Annotated in this window: 11 protein-coding genes; 9 read left to right on the forward strand and 2 right to left on the reverse strand. The window is 55.7% G+C overall.

The window, feature by feature from the left end:
- Nucleotides 1-42: 42 nt before the first annotated feature.
- A complete protein-coding gene (locus VGJ94_13650) occupies nucleotides 43-1155 on the reverse strand; it encodes a hypothetical protein (protein ID HEY3277658.1) in 1113 nt (370 codons plus the stop codon).
- Between the two features lie 463 nt (nucleotides 1156-1618).
- Between VGJ94_13650 and VGJ94_13655 the strand changes: the two genes are divergently transcribed.
- The 3 genes from VGJ94_13655 (at nucleotide 1619) to VGJ94_13665 (ending at nucleotide 5792) form a co-directional block, all read left to right on the forward strand.
- A complete protein-coding gene (locus VGJ94_13655) occupies nucleotides 1619-4534 on the forward strand; it encodes a PAS domain S-box protein (GenBank protein ID HEY3277659.1) in 2916 nt (971 codons plus the stop codon).
- Nucleotides 4534-5166, forward strand: coding sequence for a response regulator transcription factor (locus tag VGJ94_13660; GenBank protein ID HEY3277660.1), 633 nt, complete (start codon nucleotides 4534-4536; stop codon nucleotides 5164-5166). Before VGJ94_13655 ends, VGJ94_13660 begins: the two co-directional genes overlap by 1 nt.
- Before the next feature lie 230 nt (nucleotides 5167-5396).
- Complete coding sequence (locus VGJ94_13665; protein HEY3277661.1) at nucleotides 5397-5792, forward strand: response regulator; 396 nt, start codon at nucleotides 5397-5399, stop codon at nucleotides 5790-5792.
- 20 nt (nucleotides 5793-5812) lie between these two features.
- On the opposite strand, the gene VGJ94_13670 is transcribed toward VGJ94_13665, so the two are convergent.
- Nucleotides 5813-6049, reverse strand: coding sequence for a hypothetical protein (locus tag VGJ94_13670; protein HEY3277662.1), 237 nt, complete (start codon nucleotides 6047-6049; stop codon nucleotides 5813-5815).
- 98 nt (nucleotides 6050-6147) lie between these two features.
- Here VGJ94_13670 and VGJ94_13675 point away from each other — a divergent pair, with 98 nt between their 5' ends.
- The 6 genes from VGJ94_13675 to VGJ94_13700 all read left to right on the forward strand — a co-directional run bounded on the left by VGJ94_13675 (nucleotide 6148) and on the right by VGJ94_13700 (nucleotide 12660).
- Nucleotides 6148-6816 carry a DUF3313 domain-containing protein gene (locus VGJ94_13675; GenBank protein ID HEY3277663.1) on the forward strand — a complete coding sequence of 223 codons (669 nt, stop codon included), beginning with the start codon at nucleotides 6148-6150 and terminating at the stop codon, nucleotides 6814-6816.
- Between the two features lie 22 nt (nucleotides 6817-6838).
- Entirely contained in the window at nucleotides 6839-7906 is a 1068-nt protein-coding gene (ydiK, locus tag VGJ94_13680; protein ID HEY3277664.1) for an AI-2E family transporter YdiK, read from the forward strand.
- A complete protein-coding gene (locus VGJ94_13685; protein ID HEY3277665.1) occupies nucleotides 7906-9123 on the forward strand; it encodes a cation:proton antiporter in 1218 nt (405 codons plus the stop codon). The genes ydiK and VGJ94_13685 overlap by 1 nt, the downstream gene beginning before the upstream one ends.
- 55 nt (nucleotides 9124-9178) lie before the next feature.
- Nucleotides 9179-10246: a type I glyceraldehyde-3-phosphate dehydrogenase gene (gene gap / locus VGJ94_13690; protein ID HEY3277666.1), complete on the forward strand. Its 1068-nt coding sequence runs from the start codon at nucleotides 9179-9181 to the stop codon at nucleotides 10244-10246.
- Nucleotides 10247-10315: 69 nt separating this feature from the next.
- Complete coding sequence (gene fbaA / locus VGJ94_13695; protein ID HEY3277667.1) at nucleotides 10316-11341, forward strand: class II fructose-bisphosphate aldolase; 1026 nt, start codon at nucleotides 10316-10318, stop codon at nucleotides 11339-11341.
- 26 nt (nucleotides 11342-11367) lie between these two features.
- Nucleotides 11368-12660 (forward strand): ATP-dependent 6-phosphofructokinase, encoded by a 1293-nt coding sequence (locus VGJ94_13700; protein ID HEY3277668.1) that lies wholly within the window; start codon nucleotides 11368-11370, stop codon nucleotides 12658-12660.
- Nucleotides 12661-12695 lie beyond the last annotated feature (35 nt).

The raw sequence follows: 12695 nt of genomic DNA on the forward strand, positions 1-12695 counted from the left end.
CACAAGGACAAATCTCTTCCGCCTTTTTCTCGCATTTGGTGCCTAACCGATCGGGATTGTCACGATGGGCGCACCTTCTTTCTCACCCGTTTCCGTGAGGGTAAAGATGAACATCAAAAAAGAGAACATGCCCTTGGACATCAAATCTTTGTCGTCGATCCAGAACCAGTGCGCGCGGTAAGGAATGGCTACGAACGCATCATCCGGTTTTTTTAATGAGCTATGTATCCTTACAAGAGGCACCACAGGAGTGCCTTCCGGGGTCACATCCTTGAGAGTGGGGCTGACCCGCTTCTCCGCCACGTGGACCTCCGGGACATCAACGGAAGATGCGAGGTCAATCATGATCTGCAGCATGGATCGGCTCATGATGGCGATCTCCTGGTTGTTCGATGCAATCGCCCCGTAGACTATTCTTAGCTCCACCGCATCGGGGTCCAGCCCCAAGGCGGCCCTGATGGCTTCAACATCTTCCTCGACTGCCCTGGTCAGTTTTCTACGAAAAACCATCACCGCGCCCTCCTTTTCACCAACTCTCTGAACGCGAAGTCCGATGTCTCCGGAAGTCTGAACCCGCTTCATTCTTTGAAGAAGGGGATAAAATGTCGGGTCCGCGGGGCGAGACTGGGCCATCCTGCCGAAACGGTTTTGAACGCCGTTTATCGACTGTACACAGAGCCGGAATACAAGATCGATGGGGTAGCCTGCTTGAACGAGACTCAGAATGGCGGTGGGTGGAATGGGAGCCATAACGCTCCTGGCAAATTTCGCACCTGTCACAGGGTTATAGGTGATGGTCGGGCGATCGATGAATCTCCCGACTCCCGAGAGGCCAAGGGTATTCGCATTGGACGTTTGAGTGAGGGGGGTCTGCCATGTCGCGGACGCGCTCGCGACCGTCTCAAGCTGATACTGGGCAATTACGGAGGCAACATCCAGAAAAACGGGCGCATCGCCGTAACGCCCCTTCACGATATTGAAAAGCATCTGGGTTTTCCAGGAGTCGGATATGGCAGTCGTATAATCGAACCGGTCACGGCCCATCGAGCCGGGACCGATGGCGGCACAATCCGTCAGGATGAAAAGTGCCGCCAAGACAAAGACTGCCTGGAGTCCTTTCCCTCTTTTCTTCGCCCATTCAATCCTATTCCCCACTGTCTTTCAAACCCTTTCGCCCGGTCGCTCAATCCTCACCGCCTCTTATTGGAACTCACAGGGGCCGTGCACGATGCCAGGTGCGCATTCTCACTATTTCTCACCTGAATGTCCGCTGAGCCGGCACTCTCTTTTTTGCCCAGGCCTTATTCATTTCCCGCGCTTCTTCAAAAATACCGCTCTTCTTCGTGCTATGTACAATAAATGGCTGAGGGTGGGGCATCTGTCTATAGGACTTTGGTCCTATTTTCCCGGTGCCGGTCGAAAGCATTCTTTGTGCAGCGGGCCGCTTTGGCCGCTATTGACATCAAGGCGATGGAACACGATATTACCTCTAGTAGCAGGAAGAATCAACGCCGACGCTATCTCACCAGTATCCTCACTGTCTACCTGCTGATCGCCGCATCATTTTGAGACTCCCATTCTTTTTGCGGGATGCCGCAGGAGGCGGATCGAGAGGGTGATGGAAGAACGACTCAGGTTCGAGCAATTATTATTGGAACTCTCAATTCGATTCGTGGACGTGTCTCCGGGGCGGGTAGATTCGGAGATCGAGCGTGCACTGCGGCGCGTACTCGAACTATTTGCGGTCGACCGTTGCGGTTTCATGCGCGTTTCGCCGGATGATCCCTCGTGGCAAATCATCTATTCGGCCGTTGCGGAGGGAATAACCCCCCCGCCAATCCGCACCTATTTCCCTGTATCCTGGTTCCCGTGGACCTACAAAGCAACTGTGGAGAACCGAGAGCCCACAACGTTTACCACGTTCGAAGACCTTCCGCAGGAGGCGGGGACGGATAAGGAAACTTACAAGAGATGGGGCATTCGGTCAGGCATGAATATACCCATAAGCCTTGACGGGCACCTCGATTATGTCATGGGCATTCACGCGGTCCGGGCCGAAAGAGTATGGCCTGCCGAGTATGTGCCGCGGTTAGGCCTGGTGGGGAAGATATTCGTGAACGCACTCGAACGGGCCCGGGACAGGGCGGAGCTGGAGCAGCGTGTGCGGTTCGAGACGCTGCTGGCTGACCTTTCAGGAGGCTTTGTGAATTTTCCCTGCGATCTTGTAGACGATGAGATCAATAGCGCACTCAAGAGCATTTGTGAGCACCTTGACCTCGACTCTGCCATCCTCTGGCAACGGACGGCGGGTAACCCGAGTTGTTGCACCATAACCCACCTCTATCGTCCCCTGGGAGGTCCGCCTCTTCCCGAACGCCTTGACGTGCAGGACATGTTTCCCTGGTGTCCGGAACAACTGACGGCGGGCCGGGCGATTGCCATTTCCGCCGGGAAAACACCGCCCGAGGCCGACCGAGATCGTGAGGAGTGGCGCCGTTACGGGGTCAAGTCGAGTTTGACCCTTCCCTTGTCGGCAGGGGGAGAACCGTTTATCGGTGCACTCAGTTTCAACATGATGCGTGATGCGCATTCGTGGCCGGATGCGTTCGTGAAACGATTGCAGCTTGTGACCCAGATCATCGGTAACGCCCTGGGCCGGAAGCGGTCCGAACGAGCCTTGCGCGAGAGTGAAGAACGTCTGAGCCTGATCGCGGCATCTGCAGGGGTGGGGCTGTGGGTTTTGCAGGCCGATACCGGCCGCCTGGCCACCGAGAAAGCTCGGGAATTGTTCGGCTTTGCTCCAGAGCAGGACGTCGACCTGGAGAGGATTTTAGCCCTTTGCCGCCCCGATGACCGGGGTAAGGTTCGCCGGATCGTGCGACAATCTCTGGAGGCAAGGAAAGGCTACCTTAATGAATACCGCGTCGTCAATCCCGACGGCACCATACGTTGGATGTCCTCCCGCGGGCGCGGGTACTTAAGCCCTTCGGGGATACCGGAACGTCTGATGGGGGCGACCATGGAGGTCACGGAACACAAACTGGCCGAAATGGCCGCGGCGGAGGCCCAGTCTACGATCGCAGCGCTCGTGGAAAGCACCGATGATTTGATCTGGTCCGTAGACGCGGAGCGGTTTGGTCTTCTCACCTTCAATTCGGCCCTGAGGGACTATTTTCTCAATAGCATAGGCCTGGAGCTGACGTCGGGCATGAGTCCCACGGATATGGTGAGGGGGTCGTTCACCCCGTCCGTTGCCGAAAGATGGCGTCAATTTTACCTTCGTGCGCTCAGGGAGGGGCCTTATACGGAGGAATATACGGTCTGCGCACGCACAAAGATCCTCCTTCTCTCTTTCAACCTGTTGAAACGGTCCGGAGAGGTCTTCGGCATCTCGGTCTTCGGCAGGGACATCACCGAGCGCAAGCAGATGGTGGAACGGATCCAATTTGCGGCGAAAGAATGGCAGACTACCTTCGATTCCATTCCGGATGGGGTGATGATCCTTGACCGGGAATACAGAATTGTCAACATGAATGCCGCGACGATTGCCTTTTTGAAACTTCCTCCAGAGCGGATTCGGGACCAAAGTTGCCACGTCTTGGTGCACGGGACGGACGAGCCGCCCGCGACATGCCCCTTTCGGGTAGCGGTGAAAAAGGGACGGCGCGAGGGGGTAGAACTCTGGGACGAAAAAAGGCACGCGTGGCTCGACGTCTCGGTAACCCCGATCCTTGATGAAGAAGGGGAGGTAACACGCGTTATCCATACGGTGAAAGACATTACCGAGCGTAGGAGGATTGAGACCGAGGTGTTCGGCCAACGGCGAGAAATGTTGCGCATGGACCGGCTGCTTCGTATGGGCGAATTGACTGCTTCCCTGGCCCACGAACTGAACCAGCCCCTCACGTCAATCCTTAGTAATGCCAGGGCCGCTGTCCGGTTTCTGGAGGCAGGTACGCTCGACACTGGTGAATTGAAGGATATATTACGTGACATCGCGGATGATGATAGCAGGGCGGGTGCTATTATACGAAGCCTCAGATCAATGGTAAAGTTGGATGAAGGAGAACCGGAGTTGGTTCCGATCAATCGAATACTGGATGAAACCGTCTCTCTCCTCAACAGCGAGGCTATAATGAGGAACATAAGGGTGGAGACCGATTTCACCGATCCCTTACCCTCGGTCAAGGTGGACAAAGTGCAGATACAACAGGTGCTGATCAACCTGATGACGAACGCACTTGAGTCCATGCCGCAGGGTTCGCAGGACAACAGAAAAATAGTGGTAGAAACGCGGGCAATCGATGGCCCTGCGGTGGAGGTGGCCGTCCGCGACTTCGGCGTCGGCATTGACGCCCGGGAGCTCCAGAAGATATTTGATCCGTTCTTTACTACAAAGCGTCATGGATTGGGAATAGGACTTTCACTCTGTCGGACCATCGTTGAAGCCCATGGAGGTCACATCAGGGCGAAGAATAATCCGGATGGAGGCGCCACATTCTGTTTCGATCTTCCGGCAGGAGGAAAACGGTGATGGAGGAGGAAAAACCGGTAATCTTCGTGATTGATGACAATCCTTCCGTCCGCACGAGCCTTTCCAGGCTTCTGCTCTCCATGGGATTTTTCGTGGAAACCTTCGCTTCTGCCGGCGAGTTCATGGAAAGAGGCGAGTTCGACAGAGGGGGCTGCATTGTTCTCGATGTAAGGATGCCGGGCTTGAGCGGGTTGGATCTGCAGGATGTGCTCGCGGGGGCTGATTATTCCATGCCCATAGTGTTCATTACCGGGCACGGCGACATTTCCACCAGTGTCAGGGCAATGAAAAAGGGCGCAGTCGATTTCCTTACCAAGCCCTTTGATGATGAGGACCTCTTGGAAGCCGTAAAGAGTGCCCTTGAAAAAAATAAAAAGGTAAGGCAAAAACAAGCCGAGATGCGTGAAATCCGGGATCGGATGGAACAGCTTACCCCGAGACAACAGGAAATACTCCGTTACGTCATTACCGGCATGCTGAACAAGCAGATCGCCTACAAGTTGAACATTTCAGAAAAAACCGTCAAAGTTCACCGGGGCAATGTCATGGAGAAACTCGGCGTCGGCTCCATTGCGGATCTGGTCCGACTGGCCGGAAAAGCCGGTATCGAGCCGCCCACCCAATCCTTATAGATCGACCACCTTTTCTTCTTCAAAATTCCTGACCTTTTCGGCGGTTCCAATCTTATCCGCCCCGTCAACGTCAGCCCGGAATATACAGTCCACCCCGAGTGTAAAGTACGTAACGGAGACATGCCTGTAGGACTAAAGTCCAATAGAAACCATTACCTGTCTTAATTAATATCAGATTAACAGAACCGGCGGCACCATTGTTATCAACCAGCAAAGGCGAGCGAGGGTCGATGATAAAAGAGCAAAGTATTGTTTATGTGATTGACGACGACCCATCGGTCCGAAGAGGATTTGAGAGGCTCCTTAGGTCCGCCGGTCTCACTGTGGAAACTTATTCTTCGGTCGATGACTTTTTCAAGGGGTCGAGAAATGACGAAAACGCGTGCATTCTCATGGACGTCAGGTTGTCCGGCGCGACCGGATTCGACCTCCAGCAGGGATTGGCGGAGCGTGGGAAACAGATACCTGTGATTGTGGTTTCTGCGAGCGATGATGCGCTCCTTCGCGAGCGTGCGCGGGAACTGGGCGCAGTAAGTTTCTTCCGAAAGCCGATCGATGACCAGGCGCTCCTGGATGCCATCTGGTGGGCCATTTCAGGGGCCAAGGAGGGCAGCCTGAAACGATAATGGCAGCTATTACCAATGAGTTACTGAAAGGCAATAAATCCGGGCGGGGGGGTGAAGACCTGCACGGAAGATATATTGAGTGAAGGGCCGGAAAAAAGGTCCTGGATGGGTAACCTGAGAATGGTGTCTCGCGAAGCTTGGAGAAAGGCACAATCGGAAACGGAGATGGGGAAGGGCCCCACAAAATCGGTAGTGAATATGGAGAAGAAGACTTGCCGGATGGCGGTAGCCTGCCTGAACAACAGATTGACCGTCAACCACCCCTTCCCTTAAACGATGAATGAGAACAAACGCGAGGAGCACCGCGGCAAACAGAAGGACAGACGAGCAGGTAATAAATAGAACTGGAGGATATATGAAAAGAACAGTACAGATTACATTGGCAGTGGTGATGGGGTTTGCTCTTTTAGTCTCCGCAGGTTACGGAGCTGAACCGAAATATTCCGGATTTCTCGGAGACGACTACAAGTATCTGCAGCCGGGACCTGAGGGCGGAGCGAAGATGCGGTGGCTGAAACCAGGCGTGGACTTTTCCAAGTATAAGAAACTGATGATCGACAGCGTCGTATTCTACTTTGCCGACGACTCGGACTATAAGGGCATAGACCCCCAGTTCATGAAGGAGATGGCGGACAAGTTCAACCAGGTCTTCGTCGACACCATGAAAGATGCCTACCCCATAGTCGCCGAACCGGGCCCCGATGTGGCGAGACTCCGTTTCGCGATCACCCGTATCAAACAGAGCAGGCCGGTGCTGAGCGGCGTCACGTCCGTTGTCCCTGTGGGATTGGCCGTGAGCCTCGTGAAAAGGGGAACGGTCGGCTCCTGGACGGGTTCGGGCGCCACCAGTGCGGAGGTTATGGTCCTCGACTCCATGACCAATGACGTGATCGCCCTTGCAGCAGACGACAGGAGCGCGGGATTCACCGAGAGGTTCAGCAAATGGGGCTCCACTGAAGAGGCCTTCAAATTCTGGGCGGAAAGGGTGAAAGTGTTTATGGATGAAACCCGTACCATAAAATGATCTCCTTTCCGAGACCGTGAATATGACACCAGCCGCAACATCCCGGGACATTACAGGCACCACCCTGGCGGTGCTCTGGATTGGAGCCCTTATCCTCGCGGTCTTTTGGATCGTGAACCCTTTCCTGGTGCCGACTGTGTGGGCCGGCATGGTGGTGGTAGCGACCTGGCCGGTCCTTCTACAGCTGGAGAAGCTCCTATGGGGCAGGCGCGGACTCGCTGCCGTCGCCATGACTGCGATGTTGGCGCTTATCTTCTTGCTGCCCTTATTGGCGGCCGTCAGTATTGTAGTGGGAAATTTGGATAGGATCGGGGATTGGACAAAGTCCGTAAGCACCTTCGTCATACCCCAGCCGCCCAGCCGACTGGCGAGCCTGCCGGTCGTGGGGCACAGGCTTTCGGAGGTATGGCGGGAGATTGCAGCGGCCGGGACCGCAGGGCTCTCCGCAAGGGTGGCGCCACATGCCGGAAAGATAGTGACCTGGTTCTTTAACCAGGCAGGAAATCTGGGAAAGATGTCTTTCGAGATCCTTCTGACCTTGATTATCTCAGGGATTCTCTATTGTACCGGAGATAGTGCCGCCAGGGGCGTGCTTCGTTTCGCGCGTAGGCTCGCGGGGCCCCGCGGTGAGGAGGCGGCGGTTCTTGCGGCCCGGTCGGTCAGGAGTGTGGCTCTCGGGGTGGTCGTGACCGCGATAGTCCAGTCCACCCTCGGCGGCATCGGTCTCGTGGTATCGGGTGTGCCGGTCCCGGTCTTGCTGACGGTAATCATGTCCATGCTCTGCCTCGCCCAGCTGGGGCCCGCCCTTGTGCTCATCCCCTCGACGATCTGGCTTTTTTGGAGTGACCACACGGCCTGGGGGATCTTCATGTGTGTCTGGACGGTGTTTGTGGGCACCATCGACAATTTCCTGCGTCCCGTGCTTATCAGGAAAGGCGCCGACCTGCCGCTCCTTCTTATCTTTGCCGGAGTCCTGGGAGGCATTATGGCACTCGGTATAATCGGCATATTCATCGGCCCCGTGGTCCTTGCAGTCACGTATACACTTCTCGTGACATGGATAAAGGAAGGAGAGGGGGGCGCCACATAATGCGGGAGTATCCGATCTTTATTTTCGCGGCTCTCCTCACTCTCGCATACGGGTTTTTTTCCCGCTTGACGGAACGCTCCCCTGTATCGGCGGCGATGGTGTTCGTTTCCGTCGGAATACTTGCGAGTCCCCTGGGCTTCGATTTCATGGAACTGGGAATGAAATCGACCCCGGTGCGCGTGTTTGCCGAAGTGACCCTTGTGCTCGTCCTTTTCACCGATGCGTCACTCATAGAAGTAAAAAGCCTCGTTTCCTCAAAGAGCCTGCCCTTCCGGTTACTTTTTGTCGGGCTCCCCCTCACGATGGTTCTCGGTGTGCTGTTGGCTGTGCCCCTATTCAAAGACCTGGGTTTGTGGTCAGTGGCCCTTATGGCGTTTATCCTTTCTCCCACGGACGCGGCTTTGGGCCAGCCGGTGGTGAAAAGCCCGTTTGTCCCGAAGAACATAAGGGAAGCAATCAACGTGGAGAGCGGATTGAATGACGGCATAGCCCTGCCCCCTATCCTGGCCTGCATCGCAGCCCTGTCCGTTGAGACGCCTGAGCATACGGGTGCACTGTACTGGACGGAATTCGTCCTGATGCAGTTCATCTTCGGCCCCGTTTTAGGCGGCCTTGTGGGTTGGGTCGGCGGCACGCTGGTGGATAAGGCATCAAAGGCCGGATGGATGGATACGACGTTCCAGCGGTTGGCCGGGTATTCCCTCGCGATCCTCGCCTTTGCCCTGGCCGAGCAATTTCACGGAAACGGCTTTATCGCCGCATTTTTCGGAGGGCTTATGCTGGGAGGGCATACGCAGGAGGTATGTGAGCGGATGGAGGAGTTTGGAGAAGCAGAAGGCCAGCAGCTTGCCCTTCTTATTTTTCTCATCTTCGGCTTGGCCGCAGTCCCCCAGGCAATAAAGTACTGGGATGGCAGGGCGTGGCTCTATGCCTTTTTGAGCCTCACCATTATCCGCATGGTTCCGGTAGCGGTGGCCCTCACGGGGACAAAGCTGAAGCGATTCCCTGTCCTCTTTATCGGCTGGTTCGGCCCGAGAGGCATTGCCTCGGTCCTTTATCTTCTCGTAGTAGTCAATGAGCTGGGCGTGAAGGGTTACGAACGTATTCTGTCGGTCGTTATCCTCACTATTATGTTGAGCATTTTTCTTCACGGGATAACCGCGGCACCGCTCGCCCGCCTTTACACCAGGTTCACCGGGGACCGGACAGCCGCGTAGCCGGATCACAGAACGACGGTTTTTGAAGTCAATTGACGAAATTTAGGAGGTTGCTATGGCTGTAAAGATCGCAATTAACGGGTTTGGAAGGATCGGAAGGCTGGTTCTTGCCGCAATGGCGGAGCAGGGTCTTGTGGGGCGGGAGATCGATGTTGTCGCTGTCGTGGACGTGGGCACCGACGCGAAATATTTCGCCTATCAGTTGAAATATGACTCGGTTCACGGCCGTTTCCCGAAGAGTCTGTCTTCGGAAAAGAGCGTCCCCTCGGTTGAAGCGGACGATATCCTCATGGTTGACGGGCATAAGATCAAATGCGTGGCCGCTGCCAAGACGCCCGATCTTCTTCCGTGGAAAGACCTGGGCGTTGAATACGTGATTGAGTCCACCGGCCTCTATACGGCTGCGGAAAAGGCCGCCCTGCACCTCAATGCGGGGGCCGGGAAGGTGATTATCACTGCACCCGCAAAGGGGGATGTAAAGACATTCGTCATGGGCGTCAATGAAGGGGAATACGACCCTGCGAAACACCACATTGTCTCCAACGCTTCCTGCACCACCAACGGCCTCGCCCCCGTCGTTCATGTAATCCTCAAAGAGGGTATCGGCATCGACAAGGGCGGCATGACCACTATCCACTCCTACACTGCCACTCAAAAGGTAGTGGACGGCCCCTCGAGAAAGACCTGGAGAGAAGGCAGGGCTGCGGCCGTGAACATCATCCCCTCGAGCACCGGAGCGGCAAAGGCCCTCCACGAGGTGATCCCGGAGGTAAAGGGTAAGCTTGTAGGCATGGCGTTCCGGGTTCCCACTCCGGATGTCTCGGTCATCGACTTCACATTCAGGTCCAACAGGACGAGCACTATTGAGGAGATCGACTCCTTGATGAAGAAGGCTTCAGAAACCTATCTCAAAGGCATATTGGAATATTCAGACGAAGAGATTGTATCGTCAGACTTGATTCATTCGAGAAGCTCATCCATCTACGACTCCCTCACTACCCTTCGGAATAATTTCAAGGGCGAGCAGAACGCGTTCAAGATCATCGCCTGGTATGACAACGAATGGGGCTATTCAAATCGACTGGTCGACCTTCTTCAATATATGGTCGCCAGACAGGGTTAGAAGTGCCCGTCACCCGATCCTTCGGGCTAGGCCCGGGTGACGTTAACTGTAAAAAGGAAGGAGGACAAAATGCCGGTAGCAGATTATAAGATTTATTGCGAGATGCTCGACAGAGCAAGGAACAACCGTTTTGCCTATCCCGCCATCAACGTGACATCCCTCACCACTGCCAACGCGGTGCTGCGGGGCCTTGCCGAAAGCAGGAGTGACGGCATCATCCAGGTAACCACGGGAGGCGCCGCGTTTGCATCGGGCTCTTCCGTCAAGGATATGGCCCTCGGCGCGATCTCCATCGCCGAGCACATCCACCGCGTTGCGGATAGATACCCCGTGTACGTCGCGCTCCACACGGACCATTGCACGGCGGAGAACCTGGAGAAGTTCGTCATGCCCCTGCTGGAGGAAACCGAGAGGCGGCGCAGGGAGGGTAAACCGAACCTCTTCAACAGTCACATGTTCGACGGGAGTACTCTTCCCCTTAAGGAAAACCTCGACATTGCAGAGAAGTTGCTCGAACGATGCGTCAAGAGCGACCTGATCCTCGAAATCGAGACAGGGGCGGTCGGGGGGGAGGAAGACGGCATGAAGGCGAGCGCTGCCGCGAAGCTCTATACGACCCCGGAGGACACCCTTGAAGTCGCACGGCGTCTGAACGCCATCGGCGGCGCCCGCTATCTCCTCGCGGCAACCTTCGGAAACGTCCACGGCGTCTATGCACCCGGTCACGTTCAACTGAGGCCTTCCATTCTGAGGGATTGTCAGGAGGCGGTAGTGAAGCAGTATGGCGAGCAGGCCCGTTTCCACCTCGTATTTCACGGGGGCTCGGGATCATCCGCAGAGGAGATTCACGAGGCAATCGACTACGGTGTGGTGAAGATGAATATAGATACGGACACGCAGTACGCCTTTACCCGCGCCATCACCGATCACCTGTTCAGGAACTACAGCGGTGCCCTCAAGGTAGACGGCGAAGTGGGGAACAAAAAAGTCTACGACCCCCGCATCTATATGACCCTCGCGGAAGCGGCAATGGCGAAACGGGTCAGTGAGGCGGTAACCCAACTCAGGGGTACGGGCATGACGATGGCGAAGTGATTTTTAGTGAAGATAGGGGAGGATCTATGGTAGGCGCTGATCTTGATTTTACCATAAGCCGGCTTGGCGAAGGCACCGTTCCCTCGCCGATGAAGGGTGCACACTTTACCCGGGACGATGAACGAGTGCTCTACCATACACGCCTTGCCGACATCCGGGCATGGATCGACGCCCGGACAAACCCTCCGGCGATTGAGGCGGCCGGGCCGAGAGAGCATATTTATTTTGAGCCTTCCCGGCTGGCGTGCGGGATCGTGACCTGCGGCGGAATATGTCCCGGCCTTAACGATGTAATACGGGCGGTCGTCTTAAGCCTGTACTACCACTACGGCGTCAGCAAGGTGTACGGTTTCCGTTTCGGGTACGAGGGCCTGGTGCAAAGGTACGGTCATGCCCCACTTGAACTGACCCCTCAGACGGTCGCACAAATCCACCAGATGGGCGGGACAATCCTGGGCTCGTCCCGGGGACCCCAAGATCCTGCGGAGATGGTGAGGACCCTCGAGGACCTCAAAATAGGTATCCTTTTTGCAATCGGCGGGGACGGAACCCTCCGCGGGGCCGGGAAGATCGGTGAGGAGGCGGCACGACGGGGACTCGCCATCAGCGTCATCGGCATTCCGAAGACGATCGATAACGATATATCCTATATCCAGAACACCTTCGGGTTCGAGACGGCGGTTACCGAGGCCCGGCGGGCCACATACGCTGCCCACAATGAAGCGGAGGCAGCGGTGAATGGTATCGGACTGGTGAAGCTGATGGGTCGCGATTCCGGCTTCATTACCGCGTTTTCGGCCCTCGTCGACAACAACGTGAACTACTGCCTGGTCCCTGAAGTGCCCTTCACCCTGGATGGATTCCTTAGGGAGTTGAAAGCGCGGCTTGACCGCAGGGGTCACGCGGTGATCGTAGTCGCGGAAGGGGCAGGTCAGGACCTGATGGAAAAATCGGGGGAACGCGACGCATCAGGAAACGTCAAATACGGTGATATCGGCATTTTTCTCAGGGATGCCGTCAAGAAATACTTTCAGCAGGAAGGTATGGAGATAAACCTTAAATATATTGACCCGAGCTACACCATAAGAAGCACGCCCGCTAACCCCCATGACTCTGCTTTTTGCCTCCTCTTCGGACACAACGCGGTACATGCAGGGATGAGCGGCCGGACCAATATGGTGGTGAGTTTCTGGAGTCATCAGTTCACCCATATCCCCATATCTCTTGCCGTATCGCACCGTAAAAAGATAGATCCCGAGGGAATGCTCTGGAGCAGCGTTATCGCATCGACCGGACAGCCGAGGGACCTGTGTAAATAACGGCAAAATACGACGGGTCCGCGGGTATGGGACCC

The organism is Syntrophorhabdaceae bacterium, assembly GCA_036504895.1.
Classification (GTDB): domain Bacteria; phylum Desulfobacterota; class Syntrophorhabdia; order Syntrophorhabdales; family Syntrophorhabdaceae; genus PNOM01.